20 protein-coding genes are annotated in these 20,780 nt (G+C 43.3%); 15 read left to right on the top strand and 5 right to left on the bottom strand.

Translation table 11 applies throughout. From position 1 onward, the window contains the following. Positions 1 to 24 precede the first annotated feature (24 nt). The gene (locus tag L865_RS0101475) at positions 25 to 1,212 is read right to left on the bottom strand and encodes an MFS transporter (RefSeq protein ID WP_028771599.1); all 1,188 of its coding nucleotides are present in this window, start codon (positions 1,210 to 1,212) and stop codon (positions 25 to 27) included. Positions 1,213 to 1,580: 368 nt separating this feature from the next. On the opposite strand from L865_RS0101475, the gene L865_RS0101470 reads away from it, so the two are divergent. The 4 genes from L865_RS0101470 to L865_RS22850 all read left to right on the top strand — a co-directional run bounded on the left by L865_RS0101470 (position 1,581) and on the right by L865_RS22850 (position 7,297). Then, positions 1,581 to 2,984, top strand: coding sequence for a porin family protein (locus L865_RS0101470; protein WP_028771598.1), 1,404 nt, complete (start codon positions 1,581 to 1,583; stop codon positions 2,982 to 2,984). A gap of 50 nt (positions 2,985 to 3,034) precedes the next feature. Continuing rightward, a complete protein-coding gene (locus tag L865_RS0101465) occupies positions 3,035 to 4,189 on the top strand; it encodes an imelysin family protein (protein ID WP_028771597.1) in 1,155 nt (384 codons plus the stop codon). Positions 4,190 to 4,294: 105 nt separating this feature from the next. Further along, complete coding sequence (locus tag L865_RS0101460) at positions 4,295 to 5,932, top strand: di-heme oxidoredictase family protein (protein WP_157577384.1); 1,638 nt, start codon at positions 4,295 to 4,297, stop codon at positions 5,930 to 5,932. A gap of 366 nt (positions 5,933 to 6,298) precedes the next feature. Next, positions 6,299 to 7,297: a LysR family transcriptional regulator gene (locus L865_RS22850; RefSeq protein ID WP_051484378.1), complete on the top strand. Its 999-nt coding sequence runs from the start codon at positions 6,299 to 6,301 to the stop codon at positions 7,295 to 7,297. 69 nt (positions 7,298 to 7,366) lie between these two features. On the opposite strand, the gene L865_RS0101450 is transcribed toward L865_RS22850, so the two are convergent. Further along, positions 7,367 to 8,332: a LysR family transcriptional regulator gene (locus L865_RS0101450; protein WP_028771595.1), complete on the bottom strand. Its 966-nt coding sequence runs from the start codon at positions 8,330 to 8,332 to the stop codon at positions 7,367 to 7,369. A gap of 518 nt (positions 8,333 to 8,850) precedes the next feature. On the opposite strand from L865_RS0101450, the gene L865_RS0101445 reads away from it, so the two are divergent. From L865_RS0101445 to L865_RS22845, 8 genes are all read left to right on the top strand, one after another. Beyond that, a complete protein-coding gene (locus L865_RS0101445; protein ID WP_028771594.1) occupies positions 8,851 to 9,360 on the top strand; it encodes a DUF2726 domain-containing protein in 510 nt (169 codons plus the stop codon). 84 nt (positions 9,361 to 9,444) lie between these two features. After that, positions 9,445 to 9,915, top strand: a complete 471-nt coding sequence (locus L865_RS0101440) for a nitrite reductase (RefSeq protein WP_028771593.1) — start codon at positions 9,445 to 9,447, stop codon at positions 9,913 to 9,915. A 16-nt stretch (positions 9,916 to 9,931) separates the two neighbouring features. Then, a complete protein-coding gene (locus tag L865_RS0101435) occupies positions 9,932 to 10,621 on the top strand; it encodes a 4Fe-4S dicluster domain-containing protein (RefSeq protein ID WP_028771592.1) in 690 nt (229 codons plus the stop codon). Continuing rightward, positions 10,618 to 11,559 (top strand): cytochrome c nitrite reductase subunit NrfD, encoded by a 942-nt coding sequence (gene nrfD, locus L865_RS0101430; RefSeq protein WP_028771591.1) that lies wholly within the window; start codon positions 10,618 to 10,620, stop codon positions 11,557 to 11,559. Before L865_RS0101435 ends, nrfD begins: the two co-directional genes overlap by 4 nt. 20 nt (positions 11,560 to 11,579) lie before the next feature. Further along, positions 11,580 to 11,870 carry a cytochrome c3 family protein gene (locus L865_RS0101425; RefSeq protein ID WP_028771590.1) on the top strand — a complete coding sequence of 97 codons (291 nt, stop codon included), beginning with the start codon at positions 11,580 to 11,582 and terminating at the stop codon, positions 11,868 to 11,870. Between the two features lie 806 nt (positions 11,871 to 12,676). After that, a complete protein-coding gene (hemG, locus tag L865_RS0101420) occupies positions 12,677 to 13,198 on the top strand; it encodes a menaquinone-dependent protoporphyrinogen IX dehydrogenase (protein ID WP_028771589.1) in 522 nt (173 codons plus the stop codon). Between the two features lie 36 nt (positions 13,199 to 13,234). Then, a complete protein-coding gene (locus tag L865_RS0101415; protein ID WP_028771588.1) occupies positions 13,235 to 13,771 on the top strand; it encodes a cytochrome b/b6 domain-containing protein in 537 nt (178 codons plus the stop codon). Positions 13,772 to 13,938: 167 nt separating this feature from the next. After that, positions 13,939 to 15,003, top strand: coding sequence for a glycosyltransferase family 4 protein (locus L865_RS22845; RefSeq protein WP_051484377.1), 1,065 nt, complete (start codon positions 13,939 to 13,941; stop codon positions 15,001 to 15,003). 88 nt (positions 15,004 to 15,091) lie between these two features. On the opposite strand, the gene L865_RS0101405 is transcribed toward L865_RS22845, so the two are convergent. Both L865_RS0101405 and L865_RS0101400 read right to left on the bottom strand, forming a co-directional pair. Next, a complete protein-coding gene (locus tag L865_RS0101405; RefSeq protein ID WP_028771587.1) occupies positions 15,092 to 15,754 on the bottom strand; it encodes a thiol:disulfide interchange protein DsbA/DsbL in 663 nt (220 codons plus the stop codon). Positions 15,755 to 15,916: 162 nt separating this feature from the next. Further along, a complete protein-coding gene (locus L865_RS0101400) occupies positions 15,917 to 16,576 on the bottom strand; it encodes a DNA-J related domain-containing protein (RefSeq protein WP_028771586.1) in 660 nt (219 codons plus the stop codon). A gap of 246 nt (positions 16,577 to 16,822) precedes the next feature. Here L865_RS0101400 and L865_RS0101395 point away from each other — a divergent pair, with 246 nt between their 5' ends. Next, complete coding sequence (locus L865_RS0101395) at positions 16,823 to 18,331, top strand: diguanylate cyclase domain-containing protein (RefSeq protein ID WP_028771585.1); 1,509 nt, start codon at positions 16,823 to 16,825, stop codon at positions 18,329 to 18,331. A gap of 18 nt (positions 18,332 to 18,349) precedes the next feature. Here the strand turns inward: L865_RS0101395 and L865_RS24460 are convergent, their stop codons facing one another. Then, positions 18,350 to 18,778, bottom strand: a complete 429-nt coding sequence (locus tag L865_RS24460) for a glutaredoxin family protein (RefSeq protein ID WP_051484376.1) — start codon at positions 18,776 to 18,778, stop codon at positions 18,350 to 18,352. A 231-nt stretch (positions 18,779 to 19,009) separates the two neighbouring features. On the opposite strand from L865_RS24460, the gene L865_RS0101385 reads away from it, so the two are divergent. Continuing rightward, on the top strand, positions 19,010 to 19,207 hold the full coding sequence (locus tag L865_RS0101385; RefSeq protein ID WP_028771584.1) for a hypothetical protein: 198 nt from the start codon (positions 19,010 to 19,012) through the stop codon (positions 19,205 to 19,207). A 505-nt stretch (positions 19,208 to 19,712) separates the two neighbouring features. Further along, the gene (locus L865_RS0101375; protein ID WP_211237680.1) at positions 19,713 to 20,738 is read left to right on the top strand and encodes an endonuclease/exonuclease/phosphatase family protein; all 1,026 of its coding nucleotides are present in this window, start codon (positions 19,713 to 19,715) and stop codon (positions 20,736 to 20,738) included. Positions 20,739 to 20,780 lie beyond the last annotated feature (42 nt).

Below are 20,780 nucleotides of genomic sequence, written 5' to 3'. Positions count from 1 at the left end.
GCTATTGAACAGTGCTATTTAGTTTCATTGAGCATTTGAGTGGGCCTTGGTTGGGGTTAATGGCCAGCAGACACGGTGGTTTTGAGTTGGCATTAAAGGGATATTGCGCGCCAAAATGAGGGAACACAGTGCCAGCCCAGCACCGATAAAAAACACCATTTTCGGTGAATACAGCCATAGTAGGCCTAGCAGGGCAGGAATCACCACCGCAGCAATATGATTAATGGTAAAACTCACCGACATGGTTGCGGCAATATCTTGTTTATCAGCAATCTTTTGGAAGTAGGTTTTGATGGCGATCGCCATGGCAAATAGCAAGTGATCGATGACGTACAATCCTGCTGCAATATAGGGGTGGGTCACAAAAGCGTAGCTTACAAATACAATGATTAGGCCGATATATTCGATTGTTAATGCCCGGCGTTCGCCGATTCGGCCAATAAAGCGCCCTAATGCGGGGGCAAAGAGCAAGTTGACGACATAGTTAATCAAAAACAGGGCAGTGATCTGGCTAACGCTATAGCCAAGCTTCTCTACCATCATGAAGCCCGCAAACACCATGAATATTTGTCGTCTAGCACCAGAGAAGAAGGTCAGTAGATAATACAGCCAATATTTTTTACGTAAGATGATTTTCTTATGCTGCGGCTCACCTTCTGGAAACTTGGGAAAATATACCGTTAGCACTGCCACCATAAATAGCCCAAGTAAGCCAATAAAGGCATACATATACACATAGTCAAACTTAAGCCAGGTCATAATTAACCAAATACTGGCATAGCCTGTTAATGCGGCAGCAGCTTTCCATGCCATGGCTTTACCCAAAAAGCCTGCCGTGTCTTGCTTATCTACCCATTGTAAGGTTAATGATTGGTTGATAGTTTCAAAATAGTGGAAGCCCACAGACATTAATATAGTGGTGAGATATAAGCCCATTGCTGACGGGAAAAAACCACTTATCGCGACACCAATGGACAATACGGCCAAAGAAATTAATGCAAAGCTCTGCTCTTTTAGCACCAGTAATACGAAAATTGCGGTAAAGGCGAGAAAGCCTGGTACTTCGCGCAAGCTTTGTAATATACCTATCTCAGCGCCGGTAAACGCTGCACGTTCAATAACAAAGTTGTTGAGCAATACCTGCCATACGGAAAAGACCAACGACATAATAAATGTCATCCATAACAATAAGCTTTGCGGCGTTCTTTGCATTGGTTCATTCCATCGTCGGCACCAGAGCTCAGTCTATCCGAAATCCAACTTTATCCCCAAGGCTATTTTCGATTCAGCGAGGGTGTATGGTCACGATGACGCTCAACGCTGTGCACTGAGCGCTGTTTAGCCGATCTGCCAAGATTGCTATGCAATGTAACTTGTACAATTCGCTCGACCTAAATTTATTCCCTAAATTATTGTATTTACTAATTATTAAAGTTGGAATTACTAGCGAGAAACAATATTAGCAGTTGCAAATGTAATTGCATTGTAAATTGTATTGTAAATATTAATGCAAATTGTTCTCATTCCGTATATTTTGTGGGGGATTTTTCAGGGGGAGCTGTTCTACAGCGGAGAATGATATGAAAACAAGATTGACCTTGTTAGGAATTTGTATAGCAAGCGTGTGTTCCATAAATGCTGTTCAAGCAGCCGATCCAGCAGCGCTGGAAAAAGCGATAGCTAAGCAGGAAGCAGAACTGGCAAAGTTAAAACAGGACTTGGCTGAACTTGCGGCACAACAAAAGCAGCAGGCAAAACAGCAAGAGCAACGCGCTGTTGAGCAGCGACAGCAGGTTGCAGCGATTGTTGATGAAAAAGTCAGTGAAAGCCCATGGAGTAAATTTACCTTCAAGTCGTACGGTTCAGTTAACTATACCAGCGACGAATATTACGAGAATGTCCAAGACACCACACCAGAGCGTCGTGGAAGGTTCGATTTAGAGCGTATCGTTACCGAGTTTGGCTATCAATTTAATGACCAGTGGGATATGGAAGTTGAAATTGAATATGAACACGGCGGCACGGGCGCAGCGCTAGAGTATGATGGCTTTGATGAGTTTGGTGAGTTCGAGTCAGAGGTAGAAGCTGGCGGTGAAGTGATGATTGAGAAAGCCCAAATTAGGTATCGACCTAATGAGGCGTTTGGCGTCAAGTTCGGTAATATCCATCTACCCATCGGATTGACGAGTATCCTTCACAAGCCTAATCAATACCTGACAGTGCTGCGTCATCGTAGTGAAACCGCAATGATGCCAGCGGTATGGAATGAAACCGGTGTCGGTATTTTTGGTGAAGTGGCAAATTTTCACTATCAAGCGCAAGTCGTCAGTGGGCTCAATTCTGAGTATTTTCGCACCTATGACTGGGTAGCCTCTGGTCATCAAAAACGTTTTGAACATGTCAACGCTGACGATCTCGCCTATGCATTGCGGTTAGATTACGGCAGCTTTAAGCAACCCGGTTTTGCAGCCGGTGTCGCTTACTATTATGGCAATACCACTGGCAATCGCCATAAGAGCAACAAGGTAACTGGCGATGGTACCGTGTCTATTTTGGCGTTGTCGGGTGCATATGTTCAAGGTCCTTGGATACTGCGAGGCCAATACTTATACGGCACCTTAAGTGATGCCGATGCGATTACCCAAGCCAATAAAACCACCCCAGGATTAAAGCCTGGCAACTTTGCTCAGCTGGGCTCAGAGTCTGAAGCTTTTTTTGTTGAAGCTGGTGTCGACTTAAGTTATTTCACCTCTATTCCATTGACTGTTTTTGCCAATATCGACTATTCAAATCCGCTGAAAGAGGTGGAAACCGGTACGGCGACCAAACGCTACGAAAACACTTGGACGAGTGTCGGGGTTAACTATTCACCTATCCCTGAAATTGTCATCAAGGCTGAGGGCGGCCGCCAACAAGTCGCCGTTGCTGCCATTCCCGATACCAACTTCTTCGCTTTAGGCGTCGGTTATCAATTCTCTTTGTAAATATTCCGCCTAATAGGCATTGAAACTTATTAAAATTTTGGAGCTTTAACATGAAAAACATTAAATATTCAGCTGTGGCATTGGCTTTGATTACCACACTTGCAGCTTGCGGTGGCTCAGGCAGTGACAGTAGCACACCCGATCCAGTGGTCCCTGAAACGGGCTTCACTTACAGTGCCGATGAACTTATTACTAATTTGACCGATGATGTCATTGTTGCTGGTTACGCTGCATTAGCGGCACAAGGTGAAGCGATGCTTGCGGCAACACAAACACTGGTTGCCACCCCCACTCAAGCAAACCTTATTGCTGCTCAAGAAGCATGGAAGGCGGCGCGCCAACCATGGGAGCAGGGTGAATCACATATTTTTGGCCCAGTTGACTCGTTAGGTATTGACCCACATCTAGATAGCTGGCCACTCAATACCACCGACTTAACCACTGTGCTGGCGACTAACTCAGGCTTCGATGCTGACACTATTAAAGGTTGGAATGATGATGTGCAAGGTTTCCACACTATGGAATACCTATTGTTTGGCGATGGTGTTGCGGACAATGAGAAAGATATTGCCGATCTAACGGCAACAGAGCGTGACTATCTAATGGGGCTAGCCGAAGTTTTTCGCGACTATACCAAAACCCTTGATGATGCCTGGCAACTTAGCCATGACGGTCAAAGTGGCGATGCTTATGCCAACTTAGTGAAAAATCCTGGCGCTGATGGTAATACATTTTATGCATCGCAGGTTGGAGTGATTGAAGAGCTTATCAATGGCATGATTGGCATTGTCGATGAGGTGGGTAATGGCAAAATTGCTGACCCATTTGGTGCCACCATTAATGATGCAGACACTTCTAAGGTAGAGTCACAGTACTCTTGGAACTCATTGACTGATTTTAGCGACAATATTATTGGCGTGCGTAATGTTTATCAAGGCGAGCTAACAGGCCAAGCAGATAAACAGGGAATTGTCGATTTTGTTGCAGCGGCAGATGCCACCTTAGCCGCACGCGTTGGCAGCGAGATTGATGATGCCATCATTAAAATTCAAGCGATAGCGGGCACCAGTGACATGCCATTTAGACAAGCTATTCTCGATGAAGCAGGTAGAGAACGAGTGCAAACAGCGGTTGATGCCTTGACCACGCTGCAAACCACCTTAGAGTCTGATGTGTTACCACTATTGCAAGATTGGAATGTTTAACCACAAAAGTTAAGGGAGCTTAGGCTCCCTTTTTTTGATTGTATATCCATGATTTTTACATGGTTTATCAGTAAATGCTTAAGAGCTATATAGAGTGTGCAGCGCATGAAATCAATCAATAATAGCTTGATAAAACTATCAAGTATTTCTTTAGCTATTCTATTTACCCTTAGTGGCTGCGGAGGATCAGGTGATGAGGTTGTCGACCCTGTCATTCCTGAGCCCGAAGTGACTTACCCAGATTATACTGATGTGACTGCTTTAGGCGGTGACACCACCACGTTCGATGCGTCAGAGTCGGGGCATGGTTTTTCAACCCCGGCACCTAACCTTAGCGAAGCTGAACTTGAGTTGCATTTAGACGGTGACTTAGGTTTTGAAACTGCATTCACCACAGCGCCCAATGTAGAACACCCTGATTTAGATGGGTTAGGTCCAGTATTTAATAATGCCGACTGCAACTCTTGTCATCAGCGCGATGGCCGTAACTCTACACCGATTGTTGCCAGCGGCGAAACACGCGTTAAATTGGGGTCTGAGGCTGGTATCTTCTTGCGCATAAGCCTTGCGCGAGATCAGCCCTGTACCCAAGGCACGGCAGCTAACAATTACTGTGCGCCGATCCCTGTACCAGATTTTGGTGGCCAGCTATTTCATCGCGGTGTGTTAAAAGCTCGGCCTGATTGGGAAACGAATCTGTTTGGCGGTCAAGCCGATGTTTATCTGTCTTATGAGACCAGCCAAGTTACTTACCTTGATGGCCACACTGTCACCTTGAAAAAGCCTTTATTCGAAGTTGAAAACCCTTACGATGCGCCGGGGGAAACGAAGCAAAGCAGCAATGTAACCTCCAACTTGTTACAAGATGATGTGTTGATGGGTTGGCGTAATGGCATGCCAGTATTTGGCTTAGGTTTGCTAGAAGCGATTCCTGAAGCGGACATTTTGGCACTGGTTGATGAAAATGATAGCAACCAAGATGGCATTTCTGGACGCGCGAACTACGTGTTTGATGCGGTAAAGGCGCAGGCCGGTGATCCTAACCCGGTATCGCTGGGACGGTTTGGTTGGAAGGCCAATACACCCAGTGTCAGAGTACAGTCGCTAGGCGCGCTGCGTGGCGATATAGGCATTACTAATCCATTGTTCCCACAAGAAAGTGTTGCGGGCACTGCTTTGCACGATAGTTATCTGACACGTACCGGTTTTGTCGATACTGGTGAAGATGAAAACGGCGCACCTGAAGCGGATGCCGCGTTCAGTGACGCAGTGGTGTTTTATGCCGAAACCTTAGCTGTTCCAGCTCGCCGTAATGTGCAAGATGCAGATGTACGTGAAGGGGCACGACTGTTTGCTGAGATTAACTGTAGCGGCTGTCACCAGCCTAAATTTGTCACTAAGACAGAGGGGACAATTGGTGGCAATGCGATGACTGAAGGTCATAAAGGGCAAACCATTTACCCATTTACCGATATGTTGCTACATGACATGGGAGAAGGCTTAGCGGACAATCGCCCAGACTTTCTCGCGGATGGTACAGAGTGGCGTACTCGACCGCTTTGGGGAATAGGCTTGACCCAAACCGTTAATCCTCAAGCGGGGTTCTTGCATGATGGCCGTGCCGCGACCATTGAAGAAGCTATTTTATGGCATGGCGGCGAGTCACAAGATAGTACCGATAAGTTTATGGCGCTTAGCGCCGCTGAGCGAGCTCAGGTTATCGCGTTTGTTATGTCATTATGATTCACTTAGAGCTGGCGTATAGCCAGCTCTATGCTTCTTAGTGTGCGCTACCTATAGCACCTAATGCTTACCTTACGCTGATCCCAAGCGTGAACAACTGCGATCGCTGCAACCAAAATATCGCGACATCACAAGTTTTCACCTCTTCGCAGTATTTAATTGTTCTGCTTTACAGTGGGTTAACAAGTCAAACTTGGCCTTCTCAAATGTGGTAACTCGCTTATTGCAAGTCATCAAAATTGGATCATATCTTGATCACAAAAATACCTCTTTAGGGGTAATATGTGAGTTAAACTAGGTTAAGACAGCAGTTGTTGTGATAAGTTCTCACAATCGAAGTAACTTAATTCATTTGGTCAAAAACTCATGTTAAAACAACTATCAAGGTTAGATTACTTTACTTTAAAGGTGCTCATCGGCTTATTTGAATTTAAAAATGGCAGTGTTGTAGCAGAAAAGCTTAATAGTACTCAGCCTAAGGTAAGCCGTGCACTCAGCACGATGCGTGAAGTGATCCATAATGAGTTATTTATTCGGCAGCAGTACGGATTGCAACCTAATGCTATGGCTGAACGCCTGTATCCTTTGGCCAAAAAGATTGTGGCTTCCTATGACCAAATGGCTATTGTTGCTCATGCGAAGCCTGAATATCACCGGCTGTTGCATATTGGCGCACCGGAGCAAATGTCGACTTTTATCTTACAGTCGATTGAACAAGCGAGTGAGGCCTTTGGCGTGAGTCATACCGTTGATATTCATCCCTGGGGCGAAAATGTCGAACAATTGATGGTTCAGGGAAAGTTAGACTTTTGTATTTCAGCTCGACCGGTGCAAAACCAGCATATCATCAATAATAAACTTGGAGACGTAGAGTTCTGGTTCTTGGCAGTACGTAAAGGTCATCCGATTTTGCAACAGGAGATCACCTTAGAGGCGATTCTTGAACATAGACTAGTATTCATTAACAACGGACCACTTTCTGAGCTAACAGAATTGGTTGACCGCTGTGGTGAAACTATCAACAAGAAAGTCGATATTAGCTTGATCACATCGAGCCTACTGGTTGCGTTTGAGAGGGTAATTAACTCTGATGACTTATGCTGGGCGCCTTCGGTTTTTCCTTATGAGCTAAGCAAGCAGCGCGACGATATTGAGCTGATTGATATGACTCAATTCTATAAAGAACACTTTAAGCACATAGAGAACTTGCGTCACCCGAGCCACTATTTACAATTTCATGAAACTCAGAAAAATGAGTTTGCTGCATTACTGTCTGAAATTATGAAAGAAAACTTGAAGCTATGCCAACAGTTATACAGAAACATAAATAGTACTCAGTCCTTTGAAATAAACCGCTATAAATGAACTTCGTTTTATTAAATAGCAAAAAGCCATTAGTCATCTAATGGCTTTTTGCTATTGATTCTAAAAGCGCTAGTGCAGTGCGGTATGTACTAGATCTTGCAGTCTATCGGACAGCCAGTGAAAGTTCATTTTATGATTGTTTCTATTGTAAATCATGTACAGTGTCGGCGCTTTTATCTCCATATAAAGCCTTTCTGACTCAACCTTTGCCAATTGACACGCATGTAAGCCCGGAGTGGAATTAATTACATTGTAAATAGAGCTGTATGGCAGTAGGGCAACTGCATCAGTCTTTCTTAAATATTCAAACAAACTGGATACGCCGTTAAGGTCCATTTCGGTATTCAGTGGGATGTTATTGATGCAGCAATACTCCTGAAAGGTACTTAGTCTTTGTTCAGCATCCCCTATGTTGCTATTGACATAGGGATACTTTGCAATGGACTCCAGAGTGATATCTTCCTTTAGGATGGGGTGATCATCATCGCAAATTAAAAACAGTTTATTGAGCTTTTCTAGTGGAACAATAGCCAAATTCTCATCAATGGTCTCTAAGTTAGCTACGGTTTTACAGCAACAAAGACCGATATCTATATCACCGGACACAATATGTTTAAGTGATGACTTACTCCAAGGAGAGATATTAAAGTTAACTTCTTTTCCTGCATCCCTAATTGATGTCAGCAACATCTTCGGAAAAGGAAACGACACAAGATCTGGGGCAACAATTTCGAAGTCATGAACGTGCTCTGCTAATACCTCGCCATTGAGTTGCTGTAAGTTATTCGAGCACTCTAGAATTTGCTTGGCAATAGGGTATACCTTTCCTGCGAACTCATTTGGAATTAAGCCATATTTTTTTCGTATGAATAATTCGTTGCCAAAAATTTCACGTGCATGTTTAAGGCATCGGCTAATTTTGGGGGCTGGAACATTCAGCTTATTTGATACATATGTTGCTGATTTGTATTCGTAGAGGTTTACTAGGATGTTGATACTTAATAAGTCCAAGTTGCTAAAGCTAATATCTCTCATCTGCATTCCTCCAAAGTTGGTACATTAATACAATACATAATTTGTAATTGTTTTTGTTGTTTTATTTTAATTACTTTTTAGAAATGCATGCTGTGTCGCTTATTAAGTTATTCATAATTTTTATAGTTATTAGTTGAATCTGGTAATACTGGTATTTTATATGGAGTTTACTGTATTTACTTACCTTAAAAATAACCTAAAAACCATTAAGTAATTATTTTGTTGGATTTTAAGTTTGCTATTGCTTATTGTGTATTTTGGTTTTTTGTTTTCTGCATAACTGTTCTTTCACTGTGAAAATAAAAGGTTTAGATATTTTAAAATTGCATTTCAAAAAATTAATTTTAAAATTTTCAAAATGTAAATTTTAATAAATAACCTCATTCGATATATTTGGGTATGAAAGTTATCGCCCTATCCATTAATTGATTTAAATCAATGTTTGTAATGCCGAGTGGGGAAATACTGAATGTGCTTTAAATATAAACTTAATAATTAATGAAAGTTTGGAGGCGTTTATGAACACATCAGTCATATTAAGCTATGCTTTTGTCTACTTTGTACTGCTTATTGTTGTACCTTTTGTTTTAGTGATATTTACTATGACATGTATAAAGTTTTTCAAAACAAGCAATGTAGAGAATGTGGGAGTTAATATTAAATTAAACCCAGAAAAAATTGCGAACAAACCGGTTGGATTCTTCAATAATCTAAACAACATCGTTAACACTGTTGCCAAGGGGAAATATAACATTCTATATGGCACTTCAATGGACAGCATAGTCGACATTGATAAAACGGATAAACCAGAGGATGCACACCAGCATTTAAGACACTGTCACCTTGACTATGTTGTGGTTGATGATAACTCTGCCGTTAAATTGGTGATTACTGATCCTCAGCACAATTCACCTGAAAACAATGACTTTATCGACCACTCCTTAGCAGAAGTAGGAATTAAAGTGATTCACCTTGCACAGAACCAGCAATGTGATGAATCCCTCATCCGTAATTCTCTCGCTGCATAGTGTTATTGAGTACTGAGGGTCCACCTCAGTACTCAAATCCTTCAAAAGAATAAATTGTATCACTGAATAATGTGAGGACTCATTATGTCCAAAATCTCTAAAATAGCCCTTCCTTTGCTGACCTCCATTTTGGTGGTATTTAGTTTCAGCTCGCCGATGGTCAAAGCAGAAACGTCAGAACTAAAAATGAACCAAAATCGCCAATGCATTATGTGCCATAAGAAGAACGGCAATATGTACGGTTTGCATGCAAACGATGCCTTGGGACAAACTTGCCAAGACTGTCATGGCGATAAAGGTAAACATCCTCGTGGTGAGTCAGATCTTATCGGCTTCAGCCAGTCTTCTCCGGCTACAGTTGAGCAGCAAACTGCAGCGTGCATGTCATGCCATGATCAACAAGAGTTGTCCGAGGCAGACTGGACTCACAATGTTCACTCGAACAAAGTCAACTGTGCTGGCTGTCACCAACTTCACCCAGAAGTCGATCCAATTATTGGCATTAGTGAAAGCAAACGCATCGCGTCATGTGTTAGCTGTCATGAAAGCAAATAATTAGGAGGATATAACAATGAAAAAAGAAAGAAGACAATTTATAAAAGGGGCATGTGCATCAGCCTTTGGCGTAGCCTGCGTATCGGGCCTTGGTATCGCTAAGTCTAATGCTCATAAAGATAAAAATGAGACCAACTGTAAGTACGCACTGATTCATGATGAAAACAAATGCATAGGCTGTGATGCTTGTTCAGTTGCTTGCCGTGAAGCCAATGATGTACCTGATGGCGTGAGTCGTTTAGAGATTGAGCGTGAAGGTCCGTTTGGCGAATACCCAAATCAATTCTATCGTTTTACCCGCAAGTCTTGCCAGCAGTGTGAAGGCAAACCTTGTGTGAATGTTTGCCCCACAGGTGCCGCATACCATGACCCAAGCACCGGTATTGTCAGTGTCGATGAATGGAAATGTGTGGGCTGTTTGTATTGCATTGCCGCTTGCCCATATCAGATTCGTTTTATCAACCCTGTCACTAAAGCTGCTGACAAATGTGATTTCTGTAAAGAAACTCGCTTGAAAGAGGGGCGGCAGCCTGCTTGTGTTGAAGCTTGTCCTACAAAAGCACTGACATTTGGTGACCTTAAAGACCCACACTCACAAGTGGTAGAAGTACTTAAAGCGACACCGAATTATCGCAGCAAGACTGAACTGGGTACTCGCCCTAAAGTGTTCCGTATTGCTTCGCAAGAGGGAGAAATCAAATTATGAGCCCATTCCACTTTGACAGTTTAGTTTGGCACTGGCCAATTGCTATTTACCTATTTTTAGCAGGCATTTCTGCTGGGGCAATCTGCTTTGCGGTACTGCTAAAGCACTTTAAGTTAGGCAAGAACGCCTACAAGTCTAGTTTTGTAAGGGCGGCTTGTTTAATTGCCCCTCTTGCGGTATTTGCAGGCCTAGGTATTTTGGTCATCGATTTAACCAAGCCTTTCGATTTTTGGAAAATATTGGTTTTCTATAACCCAACGTCGGTGATGTCTATCGGTGTCGCCGTGCTACTGATTTATCAAGTCGCTTTGTTTGCCTGGTTGGCCTGTTTATTCAAAGAGCCAATCCTTAAATGGTGCAATAACCGCTGGCCAGTGGTTGATAAAGTTCTGAATGCTTTCACCAAGTGGGAGGCGACGATTACCGGCTTGTTGGTGATATTAGCATTAGGTTTAGGTGCATACACAGGCTTCCTGCTATCAGCACTAACAACCTTCCCGATGCTCAATAACCCAGTGCTACCGCTGTTGTTCTTGATTTCAGGTATTTCTTCAGGCGCCGCAGGTACCTTGTTAGGTGGTGTGTTAATGAAAGGCAACCCAGATGGTAAAGAAGTGCATTTCATTCACAACATTGAAATTCCGTTAATTTTACTTGAATTAGCCCTGCTATTTACATTCTTTGTTGGCCTAATACTTACCGGTGGACAAAGTCAGGCAGCTGCTCTCAATGCAATTGGAGAAGGCTTCTGGGGTTGGATCTTCTGGGGCGGAGTGGTGGTGGTTGGCTTAGCCATGCCATTGGCATTCAACTTATTCATGACAGCATCAGCCAAACGTAAATTCTCTTATGTTGCTATCACAGCAAGCTGCAGCTTATTTGGTGTACTACTGCTGCGTAATTTCATTCTTTATACCGGCCAGATGACGGTAGCTTAATCATTATTTAGGAGTTAACCATGCTAAAAGTTTTAGGACTATCCATTTTACTCAGTTTCTCAGGTGCAGCGCTTGCAGATTCAATTGCAGATACGCATACGGAAATGGCTGGATGTGAAGCTTGTCATATGAACGGAGAGCCTTCTGCAGATATGGCCTATGAAAACCAAACTTGTATCGATTGTCATGGGGGATTAGATAGTATCGAGGGGGAAATTCATCAGCAACATGATGGTGTACTTGATTGCGGAACATGTCATATCGTGCATGATGAAAAAGACCCTAATGATACGTGTGCAGATTGTCATTAGATTCCTTTCCACCAAGTTGCACCCACTTAACGGTAGTGGGTGCGCTAATTAGTTAAAATTCAAAGTGAAAATCAGCCTCTCATCAGGCGATAGATCGAAGGGATGACAGTTGTCATTTCGTCGAATTAACAAGGAAGTGATTGGGCAGGATGCCATTTTAGCGCAACTACTTTGCACACCTCTTAATCTGCCTAAGGGTGTGCACCCAACCTCCAAATGGGTTCGCCACTCAGTACTAGGGTGGCTTTTTTGGTAACAGTACTTGTGCTTCCCCCTTTGTTTTCTCATGGTTAGTTCGCGAAATAGCGCCGCACTCTGTTTGCCTTAGCACTGAGCGTGCCAGGCAAATTGAGCGATCAATGCTGCATCGCGGCTGCTAAATACAGCCTCTTGGTGTGACGTGTCAGGTGCAATGAGCCGGGCGATACTTGCTGCTAGTCACAGGCAATATCTTTTAAGTAAACAGCGACGACATCATAGGGTTTTGCTGCTGGGTTTAGCCGACACTGGCGAGCGATTTTCTGAGTACATGGACACGATAAATCAATTAGTTGGTAGGCATATCTCGATAACAAATACCAGGCTATAGTGTTAGATATTAGCGCATGTTGCTGTAGCTAAAATAATACGATCACTAGGCAAAAATATAGCGCATTAATACTCTGTTTAATTAATTGATAGTGTTATGTGATAGAGATTAAATTAATGCCAAGATAAGCCAAAGTGCTTGTGATCTGATTCAAGTAAATATTGGCAATTATCTATTATGATAAGTTTATCAATTGTAGTTATTTTTAGAGGCGAGAGTGAGCAAATTTATTATTATTTATTCCAGCGTGCATGGTCAGACCCTGAAAGTAACCAATTACTTAGCTGAAAAGCTTATTGAGCAGGGTCACCAAGTGACTACGGCAACTTTAGAACAGGCTCCGGCATTGGATGAGTTTGATAAGGTGGTACTCGGGGCCAGCATTCGGCACGGTAAGCATACACCCGGTTTGTATGATTTCATCACTGAACAACAAACTGTGCTTGAGCAGAAAGCGACGAGCTTTTTCTCGGTGAGCTTAGTGGCGAGAAAGCCGGCAAAAAATACGGCTGAAACTAATCCCTATATGCAAGCGTTTTTAGCTAAAACACCTTGGCGGCCAAATTTGTTAGAAGTGTTCGGTGGCAATTTGAATTACCAAGGTTATAACGCGATGGATCGGAATATTATCCGATTTATCATGTGGATCACTAAGGGCCCTATCGATGCAAATACTAATGTTGAGTATACTGATTGGCAAAAAGTTGATCGCTATGCACAGCAATTAATGGCACTGTAAATAGCGCCAATGGCTTGTCGATAATCAAGGATAAATATGGCTGCAAACCGTTCACTCATTCAGCGGGTTATCTCTCAGTATCTGGAGCGTCAGCACCTATTACTGATTGTGTTATGTTTGTTTTTATTGCCAACAAGTGGCTACTTGATGATGGGGCGAGCGCTGCGTAAAAACGCCTCTTTTTGGGATATATCCCATGTTTATCTGGGTTTGTTGGCCTGCTTTATTGCTGTTACCTTCTTAGTAACCAATGTCATGGGTAATAAGTGGCGTCAGTATTTTCCTTGGCTAACGCTGGATTTTTCACAATTACTTCAAGACATCAAAGGCCTTTTCAAAGGCAGGCTACCACAAGCGGGCGGGCGTGGCTTGTTCAGTTGTGTGGAAGGCCTTGGTATGCTGATTATGGTAGCGGTGGGAATAACTGGCGCAATGTGGTTTGTATTGCAAGGTACGACCGATGCGCTGATGTGGCGCAACTACCACATTATGGCCGCCAAAGGGTTAATGGGTTTCTTAGCATTACACGTGATTTTTGCCGCGCTGCATCTGCTGGACTTTATTCGAAACTAACTCAGTTTAGCTGCTTTAAAAAATAGCCTTTGTGGCTACTTTTCCTTCTTCCTAGCTCAATACGTTAATCTTTTTCTATGTTACATTGGCCATATAGTCAATGGGGCTGAGGCCTCATGTGAACTTTCTGCTGATAGATACTATGTGTTGGGCTAGGGGAAGGCGATATGGGCAACAAGCAAGCAAAAGTACTCCATTTAGTGGACGACCTGGCCATGGGCGGGGTGAACGTTGCCTTGGCAAGCTTAATGGAAAGTGAGCTAAATACAGAGTATGACTTTGCCAGCTTGTGTGTCTGTTTTCGTTCTCCTCGGCAATGGTGGCGAGCGCTGCGTGCGATAAAGCAGCATCAAGCTGATATTATCTGCCTACATTACGCTGCTAATTGGAGCCGTATCGGGTTCACTTTATTGCTTAGATTGTGCTTTTCTGGACGTATCGCACTGCAAGAGCATCACTATAGTCGTGGCTTCGTGGAACATAATGTTAAGACACCAAAGCGATTTTATTGGATGCTAAAGTTGATGTATCGCAGTGTCGATAGAGTGCTTTGTATCTCAGTTTCACAACGCTTGTGGATGCTAGAGCAGCAATTGATAAGCGCTGATAGACTGATTTTTGTGGGGCAAGGATGTCAGCGATTAAACCTTCTTGCCGTTACGCCTAAGCCGCTTGAACAACCATTAGTTGTTGGGGCTTACGGCAGATTTAATCAACAAAAAGGCTTTGATATTTTAGTGCAAGCAGCCACTTTGCTTGATCCTGCCCTAGTACAGTTAAAAATTGCCGGTGAAGGGCCGCAATATGCACAGCTACGTGCATTGGCCGAAGATTCGGACAATATTGAGTTCATTGGTAAAGTTGACGACATTGCGCTGTTCATGCAACAGGTCGACATAGTCGCAATCCCATCCAGATGGGAACCGTTTGGTTTAACGTGTATGGAATCGCTGCTAGCAGGAAAACCTGTGATGATATCCCTAGCCGATGGTTTGCCTGAGCAGGTAGATTATTTGCTGGCAGCAAATCTGGTTCAGGCTTGGCCACGTTTTACCGCGATGACCCCAGTGGCGTTTGCTGCTGCGATATCGCAAACTGTTAACCAGTTGCAAGCCAGAGAAAGCCGACCACAAAGTCTTGCCATTTCATCCGATGCTCGGCAGCGTGTTGCGCAAAGTTGGCCGGCATTGATACAAAGGTGGCGATTGACATTGATGAAGCTCGCCGACTAGCTCGGCGAGACTTATTGGCGCAAGCTGCAGCCTACAAAGCATATAAAAAAAGCGCCAGTTTGGCGCTTTTTTTAGGGAGTCATTAAAGTTACTTGCGCTCTACCGCAAGGTAGTTGATCAAGTCGATCAATTCGCCCAGTGTACGAATTTGGCCCATGTTAACGGCATATTTATCATTAACGATAAATGCCGGTACGCTTTGTACGCGGAATTCACGTTGTTGTACACGCCATAGGTCGATTTTGTCGTTGACGGCTTTGCTATCGGCAATCGCGTCATATTTGCTTACGTCGAAACCATGTTCTGCAAAGACTTTTTTAATGTCATCGCGGTTGTTGATTTCTGGTTTCTCATGCGCGCTGTGGTCGTGGTCATGGCTGTGACCATGTGCGCCTTCTTCGCCTTGAATTGCAACGAACATAGCGTGAGTCATTTTATCGCCAAGATCGGCTTCTTGAATGACTGCAAGAGAGCGCATCACTTCAGTACCAATGTCGCTATTCATGAAGTCAACGTGTTTACTATCAAAAGTCACTGACTTATTGAGATTAGCTTTGATATCGCCAAGGAACTGAGTTTCCATATTGAAACAGTTGTGGCAATAGAAAGAGAAAAATTCGGTTAGTTTAGGCTCGGCACTGGGTGCCTTATTAGTGACGGTAGTGAAGTGCTTACCTTCAACAAACTGCGCGGCAAAACCGCTTAATGGTGCCACGGCCAAAGTTAAAGCTAATGCGATATATTTAATCAAGCTGCTGTCCTCAAATGTGAAAGGTCTGTCTAAGTTTATGTAACTTATCATTAACGCAAACCTCTATGCTATTTAGCATAATAGCGAAAGCTTAAGTATGACTGAAGTAGCTTGAAATGGCAGTGTTTAGCATGTGACCTGTAACAAGTTTTTGCACGGTTCTTATAAGTTCCGTCGCAAAGTTTGCCATGCTTCACAAACTTGCTTAAATTTTATCGCATCGCCGCCTTCTCGGTCTGGATGCCACTTAAGGGCGAGTCGGCGCCACTGCTTACTGATGTCTTTATCGGTTGCCTCTTCATTGAGCTCAAACACGCTTAAGGCGCGGCAATGATGCATGTCGGTGGGGTTAGCGCCAATGTAGTCTTCATAGCGACTCCAGAAAGACGCTAACATCTCTTGAATGACATTAGGGCAGGTATCATAGTTGCCCCAATCTAAATAGTAGTCTCGCAGCGCATCATCAGTACTGAGTTGTTGGTCAAGGTTACTCGGGAGTATCCTAAAAATTTGGATCTCCATGGCTTTGACATGTAAATAGCTATTGGGCAGCAGTATCGATTGCAGATTGAACAGCGCGTTCATTAGTAGGAAGTTGCGCTTGAACAGGGCTTTTTCGGGATTATTATCTAAATCTTGCATTAGGCCTTTAGCTTGCAATTCGGCAGCTAAATGATGGACCTTCCAGCTCTGGTTACTGGCTTGTAGTAAGCTAAGTAGCGGCCAAATTAGCGGGTTATCGCCTTTAATATGGCAAAGCTTTTCCTGTTGAGAAGCATCAGTTAGCCTTGGTTCAGTGAAGGCTGGTTTGGCTAAAAGCATAAACGAGACTCTAGGTAACTGGCGATATTTTCTACTATGACATAGTCGTAATTGAACGCAAGTATTAATCACCCGTCACCAGTATACAGCGAACATATTATCGCCTTTTACTCAGGTTTTTGGATGAACATAGGTAATACAAATTGACACATACTGGCGAGTCATAATTTATTTGTGGTAAGTTGGCTTGTTAGTCGATATTTTGTGCTAATTACTTTAAATAACATTTAGCTAGGGAAGCATGACGTGAGCCGTTGGCGTTGGGTATTATTAATCTTTTGGATGTTGGCCGGATTATCCGTGACCGCGGTCATGGTCGATCGAGTTTATGACAAAGAAACTCGCGCGATCGCGGCTGAGTTTCAGCAAGATGTTGATGATAAAACCGCGGCGTTAGAGCGAGAAGTGTTGCTCAATATAGAAGTGTTGTATGCATTAAAAGGATTATTTGAAAGCTCAGATGACGTCACCCGTGCAGAGTTTGACAAAATAGCCACTCCCTATTTGCAAAGGCATCAAGATATCGATTCGCTGCAGTGGGCAGTGCGGGGCAGCACTGATAGTTTGACTCAGTTGCCAGTTACCTACGTGGCTTCTTTGACAAATTATGATGAGATCCTTGGTTTTGATTTGCTAAGTCGCGATACCTATCGCAGTGCCATTGAGCAAGCCATTGACGTCGATAACGTAGTTGCCAGCTCAAGTGGTATAGGCAAAAGCAGTGCGTTAGACATTAACGTGTTTATCAGTGCCTATCGTGGAGAACCTAATAATGCCATTGAGCGCAGGGCACAAACCTTTGGCGTTGCAGTGCTCAGCCTGAAAGTGGATGCGATGTTCAACCGAGCTGTGCAACGAACCGCGACGAAGGGGATTCATTTTACCTTAAAAGATCATACTGACCCGCTAGTAGAAACATTACTGACTTTGCACTTAGGCAATGAGCATGGTGGCCATGGTGCCGAGTCTTTTGAATACCAGCGCCAACTATCGACTTTTGCTGGGCGACGTTGGACTATTATCGCGCGCCCTAGCAGTGAATATGTAGATAGTCATCGCAGTGCGTTGCCACTGGTGCTTGGGCTATGTGGCGGCTTGTTTGTTCTGTTTGGCGCTGGCTATTATGTTGCTATGCGACGCCGAACGGATATTGTGGAACAAGAGGTGCAACAGCGTACTTTAGATCTTTATAAAGCCAAGCGTCAATTGGAACTATTATCTCAAACAGACGGTTTAACGGGGCTGGCCAATCGCCGCCATTTTGAACAGCGTTATGAAGCGGTTTGGAGTGAAGCGATCAAAGCCAAGCGTTGCATTACGCTGATGATGCTCGATGTTGACCATTTTAAATCGTTCAACGATACCTATGGCCATTTAGAAGGGGACAAGTGCTTAAAGCGTGTGGCTCAAGTGGTAGAACAAAGTCTTAATCGTAAAAGTGATTTCATTGCGCGCTATGGCGGCGAAGAGTTTGTCTTATTACTACCTCATACTCGTGATAACACGATTCCTGCTCAGCGTTGCATTGAGGCAATCGAAGCGTTGCAAATCTCGCATACTGGCTCGACCACAAGCGAATTTGTCACCGCCAGTATAGGGGTCGCTGCGATGGTGCCGACCATCGCAAATCATATTGAAGACCTAATTGTTTTGGCTGATGCTGCCTTATATCAGGCCAAAGAAAATGGCCGCAATGCCGTGCACTATCATGTGCCTAAGCCCGCCATTACGGCTGTTGAACAAGGTGTTGCTTAAGGGCTAATCACCGCTTCATTAAAGTAGTGATTGCTCTTTTAATGCCAGTTCCACTTCAGGAATATTCAAGCCGATAATTCGTTTGTCACCGATGATAATGACCGGATAAGCATTGGCGGCAAGATCATTAAATCTTTGGCTAGCTTGTTGATCTTTTTCAGGATTAAATTCGGTATAAGCAACGTTATTTGCGGCAAAATAGTCTCGGGTATTAGCGCAAACCGGGCACCAGTCGGTACCATACATAATCACGGGCTTGTCAGAGTATTCAAAGTGTTGTGAATAATCCCCGACCACTACGGGCGCCGGCGTTGTCAGCCATTGATAGCCATGCAAGGCGCCATATCCCAAAGCAAGCCCTATACCAAGGCATAGTGCGTATGAAGTAATGCTCTTTAGTATTGCTACACTACGACGCTGTTTTACTGCGGTATTGATGTTACTCATTATAATTCCATTTATATTTCTATTATTATCTAGCCACTTTAAATCAGCCTGTTAATTCAGCCAATAGTTCTTTTTTACTATATTAATGAGTCTGTGAATGATTGGGTACTATATACCTTTGGGGGGTTGTAATCATTTTTGGATGATATTTAATTGTTCGCAGCGTTATAGTAACGCTGAGTAACAAGCAATTTAAATTCTATAAAGTAAAAATAATAAGTGAGAATATAAATGAAAATTAAAAATATGTTCAAAGTTATGTTGTTAGGTTTAGGTCTAGGTGCTGCGGCATCAGCCTATGCGGCATCGTGTACCCAGTGTAATAATGCATTTAATAACTGTTTAGAAAGTGGTGCTTATCCATCTGCTTGCCATACTGACTTTCGTGCTTGTAAGCGAACAGTTCAAGGGCCATGCTGGTTGTACTAATCAACTCAGCTCGTCTAAGTTAAAGGTTTTTAAATATCGGCTGTATAGCGATAATTGATTTATATCACCGTCGCTGATTAACAGCTTAGTCAACTAAAAGGAAAGAGTGATGAATATAAAAAAACTAGCTAAAGTTTTATTGGTTGGAATGGGCTTAGGGGTAGCTGCCTCTGCATATGCTGCTACTTGCTACCAGTGTTTAAGTGCGCTCGAGCGCTGTGAGTTTACGGGTGGACAACACTGTGCCAGCTCTTTTGAGGCCTGCTTAGCAACCATACCACAGCCTAATCGTTGTTGGTTCCCTTAGCCACTAAGGTTTAGTATTTAGCCTGGTAGCGTTAAGTGGTGCTATCAGGTTGTTTTATTTAGAGTCAGACCCGTTACTTTCGTGCTACCTAACTCCTTTATTGCAGTGTGTAGAGGATTTTGTCGAAATTTAAAATAGTGCGGTTTGTGGTTTAAATCAGATATAATTAACTAATGCCTTTCAGCTGCGGCCATCAATTTGTCGACTCAGAATGAACATACTCAGTTTAACATTGCGACGCTTAACTTATTTAACTTTGTTGAGCCACCCAATGCGTATTATGATTTTGAAAATATCTATACAGCAGAACAATGGCAGAAAAAACTGACATGGATATCGCGATATATTGACTTGCAGCAACCTGATGTTATCGGTTTTCAAGAAGTGTTTAGTATTGAAGCCCTCAAAACGTTGATGCAACAATCGGGTTATCAATATTTTGCTGTTGTTGATGAGCCAAGCATTAGTGATGATTTTATTTATAGCTGTCCTGTGGTGGCGTTAGCATCTAAATTCCCAATTGTTGAGATCAATGCCGTCGCGGTTGAACACCAACTGTTGCAGCTACTGTCATTGCCTAGTGACTTTGCTTTTAGCCGTATCCCTCTGCGTGTCACTGTCGCAACACCATTATTAGGTTCAGTTGATTTTTTCGTTGTGCATTTTAAATCGCAACGGGGAATTTTTGATGTAGATGAGCAAGTGCAAACTGATATGGGTAATCCAGAGCGTTTTGCTTTAGAAGCGGTGGCTAAATGGGGGGCGGCTCAACAACGCGGCGCAGAAGCGGTACTACTTCGCTATAGTATTGCATCTAGGCGCGAGCAGACTCAAAACCCTTGTGTATTACTGGGAGACTTTAATGAATCACTACAAACAGGTGTACTTAAAGGACTTGTGAGTCAAGACAGCCGACTGAAAAATCAGCTAAGCGAGCATGAATTTACCCTATATAGCCTAAGCGATGCTTATGAATTATGCCAAGCCAATCAATATGCCCCCAGTGCTGTAGCGCGCGCACCTACCCACTATCATCTTAATCACGGCAATGTCTTGGACTACATCTTACTCTCTGCAGAATTTAATAGTCAGAATCCACAGAGTTTGGCTGAGGTGACTCGCTATCATACGTTCGACCAACACCTGACCAATCCCCAGTATGCAACGGATAGCCATAGCAGTGATCATGCGGCTGTTTGCGTCACTTGCCGTATTAGAAATTGATATTGTCATTTGAATTTGGCTTGCGCAATAAGGTCATTACTC

The organism is Shewanella waksmanii ATCC BAA-643 (assembly GCF_000518805.1).
GTDB classification, from domain to species: domain Bacteria; phylum Pseudomonadota; class Gammaproteobacteria; order Enterobacterales; family Shewanellaceae; genus Shewanella; species Shewanella waksmanii.
Note: the sequence above shows the minus strand (reverse complement) of the source record. Positions and strands in the feature narration are given on the sequence as shown.

Coding starts and splice junctions, on each gene's coding strand:
- L865_RS0101475 (WP_028771599.1), bottom strand. CDS start 1,212: ATGCAAAGAACGCCGCAAAGCTTATTGTTATGGATGACATTTATTATG.
- L865_RS0101470 (WP_028771598.1), top strand. CDS start 1,581: ATGAAAACAAGATTGACCTTGTTAGGAATTTGTATAGCAAGCGTGTGT.
- L865_RS0101465 (WP_028771597.1), top strand. CDS start 3,035: ATGAAAAACATTAAATATTCAGCTGTGGCATTGGCTTTGATTACCACA.
- L865_RS0101460 (WP_157577384.1), top strand. CDS start 4,295: ATGAAATCAATCAATAATAGCTTGATAAAACTATCAAGTATTTCTTTA.
- L865_RS22850 (WP_051484378.1), top strand. CDS start 6,299: ATGTTAAAACAACTATCAAGGTTAGATTACTTTACTTTAAAGGTGCTC.
- L865_RS0101450 (WP_028771595.1), bottom strand. CDS start 8,332: ATGAGAGATATTAGCTTTAGCAACTTGGACTTATTAAGTATCAACATC.
- L865_RS0101445 (WP_028771594.1), top strand. CDS start 8,851: ATGAACACATCAGTCATATTAAGCTATGCTTTTGTCTACTTTGTACTG.
- L865_RS0101440 (WP_028771593.1), top strand. CDS start 9,445: ATGTCCAAAATCTCTAAAATAGCCCTTCCTTTGCTGACCTCCATTTTG.
- L865_RS0101435 (WP_028771592.1), top strand. CDS start 9,932: ATGAAAAAAGAAAGAAGACAATTTATAAAAGGGGCATGTGCATCAGCC.
- nrfD (WP_028771591.1), top strand. CDS start 10,618: ATGAGCCCATTCCACTTTGACAGTTTAGTTTGGCACTGGCCAATTGCT.
- L865_RS0101425 (WP_028771590.1), top strand. CDS start 11,580: ATGCTAAAAGTTTTAGGACTATCCATTTTACTCAGTTTCTCAGGTGCA.
- L865_RS0101415 (WP_028771588.1), top strand. CDS start 13,235: ATGGCTGCAAACCGTTCACTCATTCAGCGGGTTATCTCTCAGTATCTG.
- L865_RS22845 (WP_051484377.1), top strand. CDS start 13,939: ATGGGCAACAAGCAAGCAAAAGTACTCCATTTAGTGGACGACCTGGCC.
- L865_RS0101400 (WP_028771586.1), bottom strand. CDS start 16,576: ATGCTTTTAGCCAAACCAGCCTTCACTGAACCAAGGCTAACTGATGCT.
- L865_RS24460 (WP_051484376.1), bottom strand. CDS start 18,778: ATGAGTAACATCAATACCGCAGTAAAACAGCGTCGTAGTGTAGCAATA.
- L865_RS0101385 (WP_028771584.1), top strand. CDS start 19,010: ATGAAAATTAAAAATATGTTCAAAGTTATGTTGTTAGGTTTAGGTCTA.